Here is an 18098-nt window from a genome sequence, read left to right as displayed (position 1 = left end):
ATTACTTAAAACGCCGAAGCTATTATGCATCCACCGTAACCTTTCGCCTTTCGTCGCTGCTCGGGGGGCAGTGTCGAAAAAGCCACTCCCAGTTCAGCTTAGTAGAGTTGGGAAAAACCACCAAAATTTTTAACTTTCAAAATTCTCAACAACATGAAAAAGCACATTCAATTGCTCGCGCTTTCGCTGCTCGTGATTATAGCGGCGATTTACACGGCTTGCCAAAAAGAGGAAGAAAATGTTGAAACCATCCTTCTCTCTGAGGAATCAGAAGGTCGTTTTGAAAAAGATTTTACAATCTATGATACTCAAAATGGAACAATTTTTACCGTCCACATCGCTTCAAATGAACAAAGCCTCGTGGACTTGTTCAACGCCGAAACTGTTAATGCAAATTGGACAACCGAAAGTGAAGGTCTTGTCGTAGAAGAAGATAGTCATGATGACGTCTTCAAACAATCGCTCCCCGACGGCAGAAAAATCGTAACCGTATATCTCAAATACATTCAGGCCACCACTGACAATGTGGACGATGTAGCATACGGTATGAGCTTCTCCGATGATATTTTGGTCGGTCTGGAAGCGGCGAAAGCCAAAATGGTTGTTCGGTTGGACAAAACAGAAATTTCAAACGGTTTTAGCCGTGACTATGCTGAGGTAAGTTGTAAGAAACTTCGAGTAAAAGGTACCGGCAAAGTCACTACTCGCATGAACTGGGGACCTAATGGTTGGTTCCGTAAAGACTTACATGTTGGCATGAAAATTAATCCTTCGACTTGGTCGTATTGCATAATTTGTGAGCACGGATACCCTAAGAATACTATCAAGGAGTTGGAAGGCGGTTTTACAAGTTTCCAAACTCGTTCCAAATGCGATTCTAATTGGTAAAATGTAGTTAAGGCTGAATCAAACGTGGTGACAACCGGTAATCAATCGGTAAAACTGAATAAATTCATTTTCCCAGCGGGCTTTAAACCCTGCTGGGCTTTTTTTACTCTACCGTTTGTCCTGGAGGACTACACCCCCACCTGAAACGTCCGCATACTTATCCCGCCCAGCGTCACTTCTTCATAAGTTTGTTTGATTTCCTCTTTTTCGCCTGCGAGGCCGAGGCTGTAGAGCATCGGGATGTAGTGGTCGGTCGTCGGCACGGCGAGTTTGCCTACTTCGCCTGCCTTTTCGTAGGTCACGAGCGTTTGGAAGTCGCGGCTGGCGATTTTTTCCTTTGCCCAATTGTCGAATTCCACAGCCCAGTCGTAGGGCCGGGTGTCGCCTGTGCGCAGGCGCTCCATGCTCAGGCGCAGGTTGTGTGCGATGTTGCCGCTGCCGATGAAGCGACTTACGTTTACGAAACTTTTGAAAGTTTCGTAAACGTGGGTGCTTAAAAATATGATTTTCAACACTTTGGATTTTCCAACTCTTGATTCGCATTTTTTATGAAAATCAATTTCGTAGAGGGTGAGCATCCTCGTTTTGCGGAACTGCAACCCGATAATTTACGGAACAAATGCCGTGAATTGAGCGAGCGATGCACCGACTGAAATCCTGATGGGGGGGGGCATTAACCCCGAACATGCGTTGAGCGGAGCACAATCCTACGCCCTTTTCCAACAAGATTATTGTTTTTTCAGCGCGGAAAACGACTTTTGTCCCACGATACGCTCTACACGCCATGCGCAAAATCTCCGCCGACTTGGTTTTTCCCATAGCCCGCCCGCCCATCGCACAGGGCGTGGTCATCACCGACCCTACGGGCAAAATCCTCGCCCTCGAACGCCGCGACCAACACGACCCCGCCAGTCTGGAAATACACCGGGGCATTCTCACGCCAGGGTTCGTGAACACCCATTGCCACCTCGAGCTCTCCCACATGAAAGGCAAGGTGCATACTGGCACGGGGCTGATACCTTTCATCACAAGCGTGGTGACACAGCGCAACGCCGCGTCTGAGTTCATTGCCGAGGCCATCGCGCAAGCAGAAGCCGAGATGTTGGCAGGCGGCATCGTGGCACTGGGCGACATCTCCAACGCCCCCGACACCTTTGCCGTGAAGGCCAAGGGCCGAATGCGCTACCACACTTTTGTCGAGCTCTTCGACTTCTTGCAAACATCCGGCGCGGACAAGGCTTTTGCCGACTGGTCGGCGGTGTATGAGCAAATCGAACTGGCACCCGGCAGTGCCCGTTCGCTGGTGCCTCACGCGCCCTATTCGGTGAGCCAACGGCTGTTTCAAAAAATCAACGATTTCAACGCACCCGCCGCACCCGTCACGGTGAGCATTCACAACCAAGAAACGCCGCCGGAGAATGAGCTTTTTGAGCAGGGTAGGGGGGCATTTTTCGATTTTTATGGAAAATTCGGCATCTCGCTCGAGCATTTTCAACCCACAGGCAAACCCTCCATTCACTATGCGCTGGAGCATCTCAACCCCGCCCACCGCACGCTTTTCGTTCACAATACCCTGACCTCCAAAGCCGATATAGAGGCGGCCCACGCATGGAGTCACAAGGTTTTTTGGGCAACGTGTCCGAATGCCAATCTGTACATCGAAAACCGCCTACCTCACTACCAGCATTTCCTCGATGCCAATGCCCGCGTCACCATCGGCACCGACAGCCTCACCTCGAATTGGCAACTGTCCATTCTGGAGGAGATGAAAACAATTGCTCTATATCAGAGCTATGTGCCATTTGAGACCCTGCTGCGCTGGGCGACTTTGAACGGTGCACAGGCGCTGGGTTTTGATGACACGCTGGGTAGTTTGGAGGAAGGGAAGGTGCCGGGTGTGCTGCTGTTGCAAGGAATGGAGGCCGGTATGAAATTGAGTGCGCAGGCAAGTGTGAGAAGATTGGTATAGGCTGAAACACGATGGGGCAATAGGTAGTGTGATAGTGTGATATGTCTCGCGCCGCCGAGTTTTAAGCATGGGAAAAAGCGCAATCGAGAGTGTTCAAAATCAAGGATAGCAATCGTGGTGAGGTGCCCAATCCTGACGAATCAAGGATGATGGGCACATCTGGTCTGTGAAAAAAATTGAAACAGCCATGATAAAACGCAGAAAATTCATCAAACAAGCCGCCATCGGCACTGTGGTCGTTGGTGCTGCCGCGGTTGGCATTTCCCAAATTTTGCCCAAAAGAAAAAAAGAAAGTCTCGGCGTGGCGCTAGTGGGGCTGGGCTATTACAGCACTGACATTCTCGCGCCAGCCTTGCAACTGACAGCACACTGCCACCTCGCGGGCATCGTGACAGGCTCGCCCGAAAAGGCGGAGCGATGGAAGCGAAAACACAACCTGCCCGACAAAAACATCTACGATTACCGCAATTTTGACCGCATTGCCGACAATCCCGACATAGATGTGGTGTATGTAGTGCTTCCGCCTGTGCTCCACAAAGAATTCACCATCAGAGCGGCCAACGCGGGCAAGCACGTCTGGTGCGAAAAACCGATGGCCATGACGGCTTCAGAATGTGAAGCCATGATAAAAGCCTGTGCCGACAACAAAGTGAAACTCACCATCGGCTACCGGATGCAACACGAGCCGAACACGCAGGAAATCATCGGGTATGGCCGCAACAAGACTTTCGGGAAAATAAAGATGATTTCGGTGGCGGCGGGCTACTTCGACCCTCGCACCGACCATTGGAAGCAAAACCGCGCTATGGGCGGCGGCGCTATGTACGATATGGGGGTGTACTCGCTCAACGCGGCCCGATACGTCACTGGGGAAGAGCCGCTAGCTGTGCTGGCTCAGGAAAAAACCACTCGCCCGGAAATTTATTCCGATGTGGACGAGACCACGATTTTCCAGCTGGAGTTTCCATCGGGCGCATTGGCCAACTGCGCCACCAGCCTCGGCATGAGCATGAATTATCTGTACGTCACCGCCGAGCAAGGCTGGTATCGGCTCGACCCTTTCCAAGCATACAGCGGCATTCAAGGCGAGTCCAACAGGGGCAAACTCGCCCTGAAAATCCCCAACCAGCAGGCCAAGCAGATGGACGACGACGCGCTTGCGATTGTCAACAACACCGCCGTTATCGTGCCGGGCGAGGAAGGCCTGCGCGACATTCGGGTGGTGGAAGCCATCCAATTGTCGGCAAGAGAAGGCCGGAGAGTAATCCTTTAAATGCAAAGCGAGGCGACGATGGTGAGTCGCCGCCTCGCTGCTATCTAAGCTGTAACTACTTCAACGAAATGAGTTACACCTTGATTCTCAAATTCTCACTGCGCTTTCACGAGTGTCTTCACGCGGAAACCTTGCGCATCGGCAAGTCTGAACAGCAGCCAACCATCGGGCAGCTCGGCCAAACTGATTTGAACCGGCTCTTGGTGTAGCGCGCTCCATTCCTGCTCGCGCAACAAACGCCCAGTGGCATCAAAAATAGAGAGGCGCACATTGCCCGACACAGGCTCGTTGATTTTCAAAAACACTTCCGAGGCGGCAGGATTGGGATACAGGCTCCACGTCAAATCGCTGTTGGGCGACACAGTGGACGCAGCACCCGTGACGGTGATGAGGCCGCTGGCCACGGTGCAGCCGGTGGCATCGGTCACCGTGACGGCATATTCTCCGCCAAAGAGGTTGTTCAAATCTTTCGTATTGGCAAACGGCACCCCGTTGAGCGTCCAAGCATATAGGTAGGGCGCTAACCCGCCTGTTACGTTGATGGAGATGCTGCCATTGCCACCGCCTGTGTTGCCGCTTACTTGTTCCACCGCAACATTCATCTGCGGATGTACCGTCACGGTGAAAGTGCATTCGCCCACATTGCCGCCTCCGTCGGTGTAGCGGAAGGTCTGCGTCGTGGCACCGAGCGGGAAGGTCGAGCCAGAGGGCAATCCGTCCACCAACTCAAGTTGCACAAGGTCCACCGCGCAGTTGTCAGACACTTGTGGGAGTGAGAAAATAGCGATAGGGTTGCATAAGCCTGCTGCGACATCGTCGGGGCAGGTCAGGTTGGGCGCTTCGGTGTCTTGCTCAATAATTACAATGGTTTGAGTGGTAGAGCAGCCGGAAGCATCGGTCAGGGTGGCCTCATAGTTGCCTGCGCAGAGGTCATCGAGGAAGTTGCCAGTTTGCCCATTGTCCCACGTCACGGCGACAGGTGCATGACCGCCCGTGATGTTGAGCAGCACACTGCCGTCGCATAAGCTGGTGCAGCTGGCTGGGATAGATGTTGCCGCGACACTGATGTCCTCGGCTACAGTCACCGTGAAGCTGCAAGTGGCGCTGTTGCCACCTGCGTCAGTGTAGGAGAATACTTGTTCTGTGACCCCGGCTGGGAAGCTGACACCCGACACCAAGCCGCTTTGAAGTTCGGGTGTGACGAGCACAGGGCAGTTGTCGGTCACTTGAGGGAGCGGATAGTCCACAATGGCATCGCAGATGCCTACACTCACATTGGGCGGACAGGTCATTGTCGGTGCGATGTTGTCGGTCACTTCCACGGTAGTGGTGCCTGTGGCGGTGTTGCCGTTTTCGTCGGTAGCCGTGAGGGTGACGGTGCGAGTGCCGAGGTCGCTGCAATCAAAAGTGCTTGGGCTGACGCTCCAGCTGGCAATAGGGCCGCAATTGTCTGTGCTGCCATCATCAAACATATCGGCGGCGACAGTAGCCTGCCCGTTGGCATCCAACGCGACGGCGGCATTTTTCAAGACCAATTGTGGGGGAGTGTCGTCTCCCACCACTATTTGCACGGTTTGGCTTGCGGTACAGCCATTGGCATCTGTCACGGTGAAGGTCACGATGCCGACACCGAGGTCGTTGGCAGTCACATCCGTGTCGCCGTTTGACCAAACAAATGTATAGGGAGCAACGCCGCCGGAAATGCCTGCGGTGGCCGCCCCATTTGTCTCGCCTGCGCAACCCACGTTGGTCTGGTTTGCCACGCTGGTCAGCAATTGTGGGGGGCTGGCAATTTGAGTCGTCAATGTGATGGAGCAGCCGATGGCATCGGTTGCGGTGAGCGTGTAGGTGCCGGGGGCGAGGTTGGAGGCCGTTTGTTGGCTGGTGCCGTTCGACCAAGCGTAGCTCACATTGCCAGATGCTCCTGTGATGCTGGCGGTGGCAGAGCCGTTGTTGATGCCAAAACAATTCAGATTGACGGCTGCCACCACGCCTGTGATGGAGCAGCTTACTTCATTGACTGTGGCGGTGTTGACTTGGGTGCAACCTCTGCTGTCGGTAATGGTGACGGAGTAGGTGCCGGGAGGCAGTGCGCCGATGGCCGCCACTGTTGCCCCGGTGCTCCAAAGAATGGTGTAGGGGCCTACACCACCGGAAGGTGTGACGGTAGCCGTCCCATTGTCAAGTCCGGCCATCGTTTGGTGCGTGACGGTCACATTGGCTTGTAGCACGGCTGGTTGGGTCACCGTGACGGAGGCAGTACCTGTACATCCTTCGCCGTCGGTGACAGTGACGGTGTAGGTGCCTGCGGGCAAATTATTGACCGTTGCCGTTTGTGCGCCATTTGACCAAGCGTAGCTATAAATGGTGTTGCCGCCGCTGCCTGTTGCCCTTACTGAACCGTTGCTGCCGCCATGACAAGTGACGGCGTTCAGCAGGGTGGTGGTGGCGCCGACGGGGGTGGAAATGGTTACTTCCATGTCGTCGGATGCAGAGCAGCCATTTTGATTGTTGACTACCGTCAGCGTGTAGGTGCCTGACGTGTCGAAGCGTGCGTAGAGCGTGTTTTCGCCTCCCACTATATTGCCATCCAAGGTGGTCCATTGATAGGAAAAATTGCTCCCTTGCGAGGTGCCGAGAGGGTTGGCCAGTATAGTGGTGAAAATGCAGTTGATGGCGCGGTCTTCCCCTGCATACACAAAGGGCGGCATATTGTTCTGGTTGACAAAAACATTCAAGAGGGTAGTGCAACCGTTGGCTGGGTTGGTGGCCGTAACGGTGTAATAACCGCCCTCTGTGACCTGTGGATTTGGAATGTTTGCCGTAAAACCATTGGGGCCTGTCCATGCGAAAGTAGCGCCGAAGGTCTGCGAAGTCGCATTGACATTAGGGCTGGGATTGAAGCAGGTGACAGTGGCGGAAGTTGCGGTGAGCGTTGGCGGAATCAAGTTTTGCGTCACGGTGGCGGTTGCGGTGCTGATGCAGCCGTTGACGGGGTTGGTGACGGTCACTGTATATTGGCCTGCTATACTCACCGTGGGGTTTTGCAGCAAGGAAGCAAAACCACCGGGGCCTGTCCAAAAATATGTCACGTCTGATGTCGGAGAATTGGCGTTGAGGATGACGCTGGGGTTGGCGCACGTTTTCACGCCGCCCGTCGCAGATGCGCCGGGGGGGGTGAAATTTGAAGTCACCGTCACGGTAGCCGTTGAAAAACATCCGTTGGAGGGGTTTTTTACGGTCAGCGTATAGACACCCGATAAAATGACGAATGGGTTTTGTTGAGAGGAATTGAAGCCAGCTGGACCCGTCCAAGAAAAGCCGACACCTGCTGGCGAGCCGTTGCCGAAAATTTGTACTGTGTTGACAGCGCAAGTCAAGACATCATTGACGAAGGCTGATGCCGTAGGAGGTGTGTTGTCGGCAATCACGACAACGGAGCTCGTGTCTGTGCAGCCGTTGGTGGGCCTTGTGACGGTGAGGATATAGGTGCCGCCCGCACTTACACTGACGTTCGGGATGGGCGAGTTAAAGCCACCTGGGCCGGTCCAATTGAAGGTGACACCCGCGGGCGTGCCGCTGCCAAAAAGTTGGACGGTGGGTTGCAAACAAGTGATAACACCACCGCCGCTAGCCGTCGCTGTTGGGGCTACCGTATCTATCGCAACCAAAGCGGGCGTATAGCTCGTACACGTCGTGATGGTATCTGTAAGCGCGAACGTGTAAATACCCGGCACATTGACCTTGGGTTGTTGTTGAAGCGAGCTGAAACCGCCCGGCCCTGTCCACACAAAAGACGCATTGATAGGGTTAAAAGTGGCGCTCAACACGACTGAAGTCTGTGCGCAAGTGATAATGCCCCCCATCGTTACTGCTGCTGGCGGCGTGAAATTGGAGGTCACGATGACCGCATCGGTTGTGGTGCAGCCATTGGTGGTGTTCGTTACGCGCAGCGTGAAAGTACCGATATGGCTGATGGTGGGGTTGAGCGTAAAGGTGTCGGATTTGATAGCACCGCCGTTGGAGGCCGTCCACAGATAGGTGAACTCTGGGCCGACGGAACCGGAGCCATTCAGGGTAGTTTGGGTGTTGGAGCATTGCACTGTGAAATCGGCACCCGCGTTGGCCGAGGGGAACGCGAAGTCTTGAAGGATAGTGGCGCTGACGGTGGCGGTCGCACTCGTCGCATCGGTCACGGTGATGGTGTAGGTGCCGGGCGCGAGATTGGGCGACACAGGCCCGGAGTTGCCATTGCTCCAAGTGTAGGTGTAGCCGGGCACGCCGCCGCTGGCGACGACCGCAAGGTAGCCTGTTGCTCTTAAGCAGTTGACATGGTGGATAGAATCCACCTCAAGGGTGAGCGCCAGAGGCTTGTGCGCCTCTTCGCCGATTCGGTCGGCGGTATGGTTTGGGTGAGCTGATGCAGCATTTGAAACCGTGAAAGGCGCGTGGGCCATGCCACTTGTTTGCAACAGGGCATGGAGACAGAGTACAAGAAATAATCGCATCGTGTTAATGAGATGGTGAGTGATTAATGGAAAAAATGAATCCTCACCCACCGCCCAAAACCTTGCCGAAAATCACCGGAATTTAAAAAATTGATTAAAAACGGGTTAAAAGTCCTTAAAATGGGCTTTGCCTAAAAACGAAAAGGCGCTCTCCTTTGAAAGCGCCTTTCGCCTACGAATGAAAAACCTCCCGCGAAAAGCGGATTGTATCGTTTGAAAAATTTATGACATTCTGAAATGACAAAACAAATGTCTTTTGCTCGCCAAAGGAGTGCATTAAAGCGAAATTAAAAGATAATTAAAATGCTTTTGGGGAAGGAAATAGCGGGAAAATCAAGTCAAACCGGCTACCCTTGCCGGGTACGGATTGCACTTTGATGCTCCCTTGATGGAGCTGCACGATGCGGTGGCACAGCGAAAGCCCGATGCCATAGCCCTTCACCGACGATTGGGTGTTGCTGCCTCGATAGAAGGGGGTAAATATCATTTCTTGCTCCTCTGGGGTGATGCCAGCGCCATTGTCGCTAAAAGAGATATTGATATTGCTCTCTTTGGCCCAAAAACCGATGCGCACCGTGCGGTCGTTGGAGAATTTGCAAGCATTGTCCATCAGGTTGAGGAAGGCCGTTTTCAGCAAGTGCTCGTTTCCGGCAATCGTCAGTTGTGCCTCGTCTTCGGGGAAGGTGTCGTATTCGATGAGGAAGCGATAGTTGGGGTGAGCCTTGGCCAATTCGTTTTGTGCGGCGAAAAGGGTCTCGTCCACGCGCACTTGTGTGAAGGTGAATCGCTGCTTTTCCACGCCCGATTGGGCGAGCGAGAGCAGCCCGTTGGTCAGTTCAACCAAGGTGCGCGTGTCGTCGAGCAGCGACTGGAGCGCCTGTCGGTATTCCTCCGGGCTGCGTTCCTTGTCGAGCATCAATTGGAGCTGGCTCGTGATGGCAGCCAAGGGATTGCGCAACTCGTGTGAGGCATTGCTCACAAATTGCTGCTGTATTTCAAAGGCCGATTCCAGCCGTTGCAGCATATCATTGAAATTCATGGCCAGTTGCGCTATCTCATCGCGTTGGTTGCCCTCGTCCACTCGGCGGCCAAGGCTGCCTGCGCTGATGCTCTGCACCTCGGCATTGATGCGTGCCAAGGGCTGCAACACCTGCCCTGCAAACATGATACCCGTTGCCAAGATAATCAGAATGCCTATGACGAGGCCAGCAAGCAGCACGTTGCGCAAATTGTTCAACTTGCTGCGCCCATAACGGTCGTAGGCAGAAGCAACGACCACGAACTCACCCTGTGCATCCTCATAAACAATGCCCACGCATTCCATGTCGCCCTCCTCAAATTCCAGGATTCGTCGCTTGCGAATCTGGCTCAGCATCTCGGCTGGGTAAGTGTCGTCCAAGTTTTCGGAACTGGAATAGACAAGCCTGTCCTTGGGGTCAAAAATCAATACTTTCTCCTCGAACAAGGCATGGATGGAGTTTCTATCAATGATGCGCAACAACTTGACATCTACCTCCTGCACACTCACGAAAAGCCGTGCGGTGGTTACGGCGCGGCTCTCCAGCCGATTGAAAAACTCTTCCTTGCGATAGTCTTCGGACAGCAGATAGACCGCCAGCGAAAAGCCCAGCAGTATGGTGGCCACTATCGCCGTGAAACGCAGGGTGAGTTGGGTGCGGATGTTCATGTCGAGAGCGCCTTTATGAAGTATCCCAAGCCCTGTTTGGTGTGTATGAGTTTTGGCTCGAAGTTGCGGTCTATCTTCTTGCGCAAGAAATTGATATACACCTCCACCACGTTGGTGCCAGTGTCAAAATTCACGTCCCACACGTTTTCCACGATTTCGTGTCTGGATGCCACGCGGCCATTGCGCCGCACGAGGTATTCGAGCAGGGTGTATTCTTTGGCGGTGAGTGCGATGGGGTTGCCAGCGCGTGTCACGGTCTTGAAGCCCGTGTTCAATTCGAGGTCCGCCACGCGCAGCAGCTCCCCCGACTCCGATTCGGCAGGCACCCCGGGGGTGCGTTTGAGCAACGTCCGCATCCGTGCCAGCAGCTCGCGGAAGTCGAACGGCTTCACGATATAGTCGTCGGCACCCGCGTCGAACCCTGTCAGCTTTTGCTCCACGCTGCCCAACGCCGTCACCATGATGACTGGCAACTGAGGGTGCGTGGCGCGGATGGACCGGCATACGTCGTGACCGCTTACAAAAGGCAGGTTCAGGTCGAGCAACACGATGTCGTACTTGTTGGCTTGCGCCAGATGCCTCCCCACGGCTCCGTCGGGAGCGAGCTCGACCTCAAACCCATTCTCCTCCAGCCACTTTTTTACCGGAGCAGCTAATTTGGGTTCGTCTTCTATGAGCAACACGCTGGCTGTATTCATTGCGATTGGATAGTTACGCGAACAATTGGTTGAAGAGGATATCTCATAAGTGATGTTTGTTTGACAAGATTCACGCCCTTTTTCGGGTAAAAAAAACTGTAAATCTTGTTAATCCCGTCGAACTTTAAACTTGTGAGACGGCCTCTTCAACCCACTATTCGCATTAGTTCGTAATTGTGAAAAATATCGCGCCACGACAGTCGCTTATCAGGGCACTCGTATCAACTCCACAAACTCACTCATAATCATGGCCGTCGCTCCCCACACGATGCGCCCTTCCACCTCAAAGTAAGGCACTTCCTTTAGCTTGACGCCTTGCGCCACGGGGAGGTCGGTCATTTTTCGATTTTCCGGCTGCGAAAATAAGTCAATTGGTGGTGTCAGTATCGCTTCCACCTCGCCCGGCTGTGGCCTGAACATAGGTGCGCCAAGCAATACGCCCACGAACGGGTGCACCACATAGTTGCTCACAGGGATGTACAGCTCGGTGAGCCGCCCCAGCACCTCCACTTCCACGGGCGACACGCCCACCTCCTCATGCGCCTCGCGGAGCGCCACGTTCACCAAGTCGCCGTCCTGCTCCTCGTAGCGACCGCCGGGAAAACTCACTTGGCCGCTGTGCCGGTCGCGCGGGTTCACCGTGCGCTCTATCAGCACGGTGCGCCAGTGCCCGTCGTGTTGGTGAAGCAGGTTGAGCACACAAGCCACCTTTGCGTTGGGGGGCGGCACGGGGTTGAGTCGCAGCTCCTCGGCGCGGCGGGCAAACGCCATTTTGAACTGAGCCTCCGCGCCGGGCAGCGGGCTGGCAAGGCGTCGGCGGAGCGTTTCTATAAAACTATCGGTCGAAATCATTTTTTTGAAAGTTGCTTCAACGGGCGAGTGCGGGCTTTGTTGTCAAATTGAAAAAAATACGTCGCCTAACACGGCTCATGTTTTGAATTTGGAAACAAATCTTTTTTTATTTTGCAAATAATGTATTTTTTTAAAAAAATAATTAAAAAATTTGCAAAGAAAAAAGCGATGCGCCTACCTTTGTCGCATCAAAGTTCTTGATTGTTGATGGTTTTTAAAAATAAGGTCGGCAATCCGAAACAACAATGTGAGGTGTTGAAATTGGCAGCCAAGCCCTCCTGTCTCGGGGGTGGGGAGCACGAAACAAAGTTTCGGTCAAACGGAACCTAATCGCCCCGTGGAGGTTCGAATCCTCCCTTCACAGCCGCATAAACAACAAACCAACAATGAGGCCGCAGGCGCTTTCCGTCCTGCGGCTTTTTTTTATGGCGCTCCCATCATTTCTCGATGGGAGCGTGTTCGAGGCGCTGCCATTCCTGTTCGATTTTGCTTGGAAATTTCAGCCTTCCGCGATGCCAATAGTTGTAGGCCTGCAAGTCCTTGCCAAAATCGCAGTCGTTGGCCGCTTGAAAAAGTTGCTGCTCTTGGGCGCGCAACTGCTCCAATGCCGCACGGTAAGTTTCGACGGGCATTGCCGCACGGCCCATCATCAAAGAATCAACGTGGCGCAAGAGGGCGGCGTCGCGTTCGGCAAGTGACTGTACGCAGGGGTTCACTTTCGACTTGCAAGCGAACGGCGCAAGGTAGAACAGCGCAATCAGGCAGGCAATGTTGCAAACTGAAGGGGGGCGCATGGTGTAATGATTTGATTAAGCAATGTTTGCGAAAGCGTTTTAGCGGTCGCGGTGGAGCGCGGGCTTTCGGGATGGTCTTCCAAATGGCAAAGTGCGACGGTTCGAGATGCCCGTTGTGTGCGTGAGGCTCTACTTTTGCCTCGCAAAATTTGAAAAAACGATTCAAACATGAAAGTTCTGAAATTTGGCGGCACTTCCGTCGGAACGCCTGAAGCCATCAATGGGTTGCTTCGGATTTTGAAAGAACGCTACCAAAACGGGGAGCAATTGGCCATTGTTTTTTCGGCGTTCTCGAAAGTGACGGACGCGCTCATCGAGATGGCCACAAAAGCCGGCAAAGGCGACGAACGCTACCAAGAGGTGTTCGAGCGGGTGCGAGCGCGTCATTTGGAAGCCATCGAACAGCTGCTTGCCCCCGCCAATCGCCCCATAGTGGAGAGCCATATCGCGGCCAATTTTGAGGCTTTGGGCAATGTGCTGCAAGGCATATTTCTGCTGCGCGAGGTATCATCGCGCTCGCTCGATTTCGTGGTCAGCTTCGGAGAGCGCAACTCGGCTTTCATCATCGCCCATGCCATGCGGCAAATGGGCATCCCCGCCGATTTTTTGGATGCCCGCGAAGTGGTGCGCACCGATGCTCATTTTGGCAGCGCGCATGTGGATTTTGAAGAGACCAACCAACGTATTCGCGCTCATTTCGCGGCACACCCCCGGGTGCAGGCCATCACGGGATTCATTGGCAGCACCCCCGACGGCATCACCACCACGCTCGGTCGAGGCGGCTCGGACTACACCGCTGCCATCTTCGGCGCGGCGCTCGAAGCCAGCGCCATCGAAATCTGGACAGATGTGGACGGGGTGCTCACCGCCGACCCGCGCCGAGTGAAAAAAGCCTTCACCTTGCCCTCCATGACCTACCGCGAAGCAATGGAAATGAGCCACTTCGGCGCCAAGGTCATCTACCCGCCGACCATCTTGCCCGCGTTGGCCAAGGAAATTCCACTGGTCATCAGGAACACGTTCAACCCAACGTTTGCTGGCACACACATCGGCATCGCCACCCCAAAAGGAAAGGGTAGCGCCATCACGGGCATTTCCTCTATCAACCAAATCTGCCTGCTCACCCTGCAAGGCTCGGGCTTGTTTGGGGTGCCGGGCATTGCGGCGCGGTTGTTTGGCGCTCTGGCGCAGTCGGGAGTCAACGTTGTCATCATCACGCAGGGGTCGAGCGAGTCGTCCATTACCTTCGCCGTGTCGCCACAGCAGGCCAAGCTGGCCCAGAAAGCGGCGGAGCGGGAGTTTGCCCACGAAATCCGCGAGCGGCTGGTGGAGCCTTTGAAAATAGAGGACAATCTCGCCGTGGTGGCGATAGTGGGCGAGAATATGCGCTATTTGCCGGGCGTGGCGGGGCGCTTGTTTTCGGCGCTGGGCAAAAACGGCATCAATGTGGTGGCCATCGCGCAGGGGTCGAGCGAGTTGAACGTGTCGGTCGTCATCAATGCCGCCGACGAGACGAAGGCGCTGAACGCCATCCACGAGGCATTTTTCTTGTCCGACACACAGACGCTGCACTTGTTCATGGTGGGCGTGGGGCTGATTGGCGGCACCTTGCTGCGGCAGATAGAGGCACAGACCGCCTTTTTGAGAGAAAAGAGAAATTTGGAAATCAAAATCGCGGGGTTGGCCAACAGCCGGAAGATGGTGTTTTCGGAGGAAGGCGTGCCGCTCGAACATTGGAAAGACGCGCTCGAACAAGGCGACCCATTCGTGATGTCGCATTTTGTGGAAAAAATGAAGGCGCTGAATTTGCCCAACGCGATTTTTCTCGACAACACCGCTTCCGAGCAAGTGGCGGGGTTCTACGAGCAAATTCTGGATGCCAGCATCTCCATTTCCACGCCCAACAAGGTGGCCACTTCCTCGCCCTATTTGCAATATGCGCGCTTGAAGCAAATTGCCAACAAGCGCGGCGTGGCGTGGCGCTACGAGACCAATGTGGGCGCCGGGCTGCCCATCATCACCACGCTCAACGACCTCATCCATTCCGGCGACCGCATTTTGAAAATCGAGGGCATCCTGTCCGGCACGCTTTCGTTCATCTTCAACCACTTCGTCGCGGGAGCCACATTCTCCGACATCGTGAAAGAGGCCAAACGGCTGGGCCTGACCGAACCCGACCCCCGCGAAGACCTTTCTGGCGCCGATGTGCGCCGCAAGTTGCTCATACTTGCCCGCGAAACGGGGCTGCCTCTGGAAGCCAGCGACATTGAGGTGGAGAACATCCTGCCGCACGCCTGCCTCGCCGTCCGCACGGTGGAAGAGTTTTTCGAGAACTTGGAAAAACACGACGACGACTTTGAAAAACGCCGCCATCAGGCTGCTTCCGATGGAAAGGTGCTGCGTTTCGTGGCAAAATTGGAAGGCGCCCATGCGTCCATTTCCCTTCAGGCTTACCCGCCCACGCATCCGTTCTATTTTCTCTCGGGCAGCGACAACATGGTGGTGTTCACCACCGAACGCTACCGCGAACGCCCGCTCGTGGTGCGCGGCCCCGGCGCGGGTGCAGAGGTGACAGCGGCGGGTTTGTTCGCCGAAGTGATTGGGATGGGCAATTAAGCGTCGAGGCACGGGGGTAGCCTGTTGGAGTGTTTTTTTTTCGACAGGCAGCTCAGATACTATAAAACGTCGCCAGAAACACCATGAAACGATATACCCAGATTAAAGAGGATTTGAACCTGCCTTGCCAACGGGCAGGTTCAAATCCTCTTTAATCTGGGCATAATATTGCTTTCTTTGGCGCCTCCACAAAGATGACATCCCTACGGAACGTTCTCCTCTACTGGCATCCAAAGTCTAATAGTAGCTGCTCAATGCAACTTCGCCCGAATCATGAGGAACTCCGCGATGTTGTCGCTGTCCAGCGCGCCCACTATCTGTTGCGGAGAGCCAACTAGCACAAAGGACTGGTTTTGAAGTTGCATTGTTCTCCAAGCTTCCTCAAGGGGCGTGGAAGGCGGCAGGTACATCAAATCTTCGCGCATGGCATCGCGCACGAGTGCTTGTTTGCCCAAATTGCCGAGCGCCCTTATGATTTCGTCGCGGCCAAGCGTGCCTACCGGATGGCCGTCGTTTTTCACCAAAAAATGCTTGTTCTGACCTTGGAGCAGCTTATCGGTCGCATCCTGAATGGTCGCGTCGGCGGCGATGTCGGGTATTTCCACCAACAGCGCGTCGCGCACGGTGAAGCCCCGCATCAGCGATTGGGTCTCGGTGTGCTGCGCTTCCGATTGGGCGCCCAAAAAGATGAACAACCCGATGATGACCAAAAAGGGATTGTAGAAAAAACCCAAAAACACAAAGCCGATGGCAAGAAACTGCCCCAGACCTGCCGCTATGCGGGTCGCCTTGGCGCGGTCCATGCGAAATGCCAACAATGCGCGAAACACGCGCCCCCCATCCATCGGGAACGCCGGAATCATGTTGAACAAAGCCAACCACATATTCACCAGCATCAGTGCATACAAAAAGTTGGAGGGGCCGATTTGCTGCAGTTCGAGCAGGCTCTCCGCTTGTCGGGGCAGCACCAATAGCAGCAAAGCGAAGATGACCACATTGACCGCCGGGCCTGCCAAAGCCACGATGAGCTCCTCTTGCGGCTTTTCGGGGATGGATTCCAACTGTGCCACTCCGCCAATGGGCAATAAGGTGATATCGCGGGTTTTGATGTTGAATCTTTTGGCAGCCAACGCATGACCCAACTCGTGCAGTGTGACGCACCCGAAAATGGTCAGCACGAACAGCACCGACCACACAATCTCGGTGCCACCCAGCCCTCGGCTCAGATTGCTGAACACGAGCCAGCCTATCAGGATGAGAAACGTCCAGTGTATGAATATCTTGATGCCCGAAACGGTGCCGAGAAAGAGCGCATTTTTCATGGTCAACTTTGTTTGAGTGAAACGACCTTGGAGCCGCTGAAAGCACCAAAATTACAGACAATGGTGCGCATCGGCGAAAAATATAACTCACCTGCGCGACTAAGCGAAATCATTGGCGAGGGGCAAACAGCGCGACACTTTTGCGGGGTTGTGTTTCAAACCACAATCCACGACGATGAAACAAATTGCATTTGCGCTTTCCTGCTGGGCATTGCTTGCATTGAGCAGCTGTTCCCCCATTTACAAAGTTTATTCAGAAGAAGAACCCGGTGTCAATTTTTTCAAATACCGCACTTTCAATTGGTTGGACAACAAATTCGTGAAGCGGGGAAACAACGGCCCTGAATGGCTCAACGACCGAGCAGAGCAGAACATCCGCCGCTCGGTGGAACACCAGATGGAGCGCCACGGCTTCAAGCCCTGCGACGAACGGCCCGACTTGGTGCTTCACTTCCATGTCGTTTTTAAAAACGAAGTGTTTTTCGTGCAAGACTGGTGGTGCGACGAGACCATCGGCACCGACTATGGCCGCTGCCATCGCCTGCGGCCGGTCAACTATGCAGAGGGCACCCTCATCATTGATTTCATAGATGCCCGGGCGGGCAACCAAGTCTGGCGCGGGGCGGCAGTTGGCGTGCTGGAGCAGGTGTCTGCCGAACAAGCCGAAGCCCGCATCGAACAGGCCGTGCGGTTGATTTTTGAGAAATTCCCGGAGAAGCCGATGACGAAGGCATAAGAAGCGAACAATGATATACTTCGCGCCGCCAAGTCTTGGGCATGGCTAAAAGCACAATCTGTTCAAAATCAGAGGCATCAATCATGTTCATCTGACAAATCATAGCGAAGCAAGGGTGCAAAATATCGCGTGCGGCGGATATTTGCCATCATTTTTCGCAACTGCGCAACAAACCACACACCCTTCGATGCACCCACCCAAACTCATCCTCGTCGCCGGCCTGCCGGGTTCAGGGAAAACCACCTTGGCCAAAGCATATTCCGCCCGCCGAGCACCCGACGCGGCGGTGCTGCATCTCAACAGTGACCTCATCCGCAAAGAATTAGGCCTGATGGGGCACTACCAACCATCGGACAAAAAAAAAGTGTACGACGCCCTGCTGGAACGCACCCGCGCCGCGCTACTCGAAGGCCAAGAGGTGGTGGTGGACAGCACATTTTACAAAGAGGCCATCCGCGAGCCATTTCGCAGCGTGGCTGCGGCGTGTGGAGCGGCACTTTTTTGGGTGGAAGTGCTTGCGCAAGAGCGCACCGTCCGCGAGCGCCTGCAAACACCACGAGCCGATAGCGAGGCCGATTTCTCCGTTTTTGGAAAAATAAAAAATGAACACGAGCCACTGACGGAGCCGCACCTTGTGCTTTGGTCGGATGCGATGACTTTGGACGAAATGACGATCGAGATGCTGAACTACGTCCAAGCCGCCGAAAGAATTTGAGGAAAGATGTGGAGGCGTGGCTTTTTCATTCGTTATTTGC

At 54.3% G+C, this 18098-nt stretch carries 13 protein-coding genes; 6 read left to right on the top strand and 7 right to left on the bottom strand.

Annotated elements, in window-relative coordinates; genetic code table 11:
- The first annotated feature begins 153 nt into the window (after positions 1-153).
- Positions 154-888, top strand: coding sequence for a hypothetical protein (locus KIS77_17480; GenBank protein ID MCW5924118.1), 735 nt, complete (start codon positions 154-156; stop codon positions 886-888).
- A 128-nt stretch (positions 889-1016) separates the two neighbouring features.
- Here KIS77_17480 and KIS77_17475 read toward each other — a convergent pair whose 3' ends face one another.
- Complete coding sequence (locus KIS77_17475) at positions 1017-1466, bottom strand: hypothetical protein (protein MCW5924117.1); 450 nt, start codon at positions 1464-1466, stop codon at positions 1017-1019.
- Between the two features lie 206 nt (positions 1467-1672).
- On the opposite strand from KIS77_17475, the gene KIS77_17470 reads away from it, so the two are divergent.
- Together KIS77_17470 and KIS77_17465 are read left to right on the top strand one after the other, a co-directional pair.
- Complete coding sequence (locus KIS77_17470; protein MCW5924116.1) at positions 1673-2857, top strand: amidohydrolase family protein; 1185 nt, start codon at positions 1673-1675, stop codon at positions 2855-2857.
- A 187-nt stretch (positions 2858-3044) separates the two neighbouring features.
- Positions 3045-4130 (top strand): Gfo/Idh/MocA family oxidoreductase, encoded by a 1086-nt coding sequence (locus KIS77_17465; protein MCW5924115.1) that lies wholly within the window; start codon positions 3045-3047, stop codon positions 4128-4130.
- Between the two features lie 95 nt (positions 4131-4225).
- Here the strand turns inward: KIS77_17465 and KIS77_17460 are convergent, their stop codons facing one another.
- From KIS77_17460 to KIS77_17440, 5 genes are all read right to left on the bottom strand, one after another.
- Complete coding sequence (locus KIS77_17460) at positions 4226-8638, bottom strand: HYR domain-containing protein (GenBank protein ID MCW5924114.1); 4413 nt, start codon at positions 8636-8638, stop codon at positions 4226-4228.
- A 298-nt stretch (positions 8639-8936) separates the two neighbouring features.
- Entirely contained in the window at positions 8937-10325 is a 1389-nt protein-coding gene (locus KIS77_17455; GenBank protein ID MCW5924113.1) for a HAMP domain-containing protein, read from the bottom strand.
- Entirely contained in the window at positions 10322-11023 is a 702-nt protein-coding gene (locus KIS77_17450; GenBank protein MCW5924112.1) for a response regulator transcription factor, read from the bottom strand. Before KIS77_17450 ends, KIS77_17455 begins: the two co-directional genes overlap by 4 nt.
- A gap of 207 nt (positions 11024-11230) precedes the next feature.
- Entirely contained in the window at positions 11231-11875 is a 645-nt protein-coding gene (locus KIS77_17445; GenBank protein ID MCW5924111.1) for a CoA pyrophosphatase, read from the bottom strand.
- A gap of 437 nt (positions 11876-12312) precedes the next feature.
- A complete protein-coding gene (locus tag KIS77_17440; GenBank protein ID MCW5924110.1) occupies positions 12313-12669 on the bottom strand; it encodes a hypothetical protein in 357 nt (118 codons plus the stop codon).
- Between the two features lie 168 nt (positions 12670-12837).
- Here KIS77_17440 and thrA point away from each other — a divergent pair, with 168 nt between their 5' ends.
- Positions 12838-15285, top strand: coding sequence for a bifunctional aspartate kinase/homoserine dehydrogenase I (gene thrA / locus KIS77_17435; protein MCW5924109.1), 2448 nt, complete (start codon positions 12838-12840; stop codon positions 15283-15285).
- A gap of 251 nt (positions 15286-15536) precedes the next feature.
- On the opposite strand, the gene KIS77_17430 is transcribed toward thrA, so the two are convergent.
- Positions 15537-16607 carry a site-2 protease family protein gene (locus KIS77_17430; protein ID MCW5924108.1) on the bottom strand — a complete coding sequence of 357 codons (1071 nt, stop codon included), beginning with the start codon at positions 16605-16607 and terminating at the stop codon, positions 15537-15539.
- A gap of 175 nt (positions 16608-16782) precedes the next feature.
- Between KIS77_17430 and KIS77_17425 the strand changes: the two genes are divergently transcribed.
- Positions 16783-17343: a DUF4136 domain-containing protein gene (locus KIS77_17425; protein ID MCW5924107.1), complete on the top strand. Its 561-nt coding sequence runs from the start codon at positions 16783-16785 to the stop codon at positions 17341-17343.
- Positions 17344-17530: 187 nt separating this feature from the next.
- Positions 17531-18058, top strand: a complete 528-nt coding sequence (locus tag KIS77_17420) for an AAA family ATPase (GenBank protein MCW5924106.1) — start codon at positions 17531-17533, stop codon at positions 18056-18058.
- Positions 18059-18098: the final 40 nt, after the last annotated feature.

The organism is Saprospiraceae bacterium (genome assembly GCA_026129545.1).
In the GTDB taxonomy this organism is placed as follows: domain Bacteria; phylum Bacteroidota; class Bacteroidia; order Chitinophagales; family Saprospiraceae; genus M3007.
The sequence above is the reverse complement of the archived record's forward strand: the minus strand, read 5'-3'. Positions and strand labels throughout refer to the sequence as shown.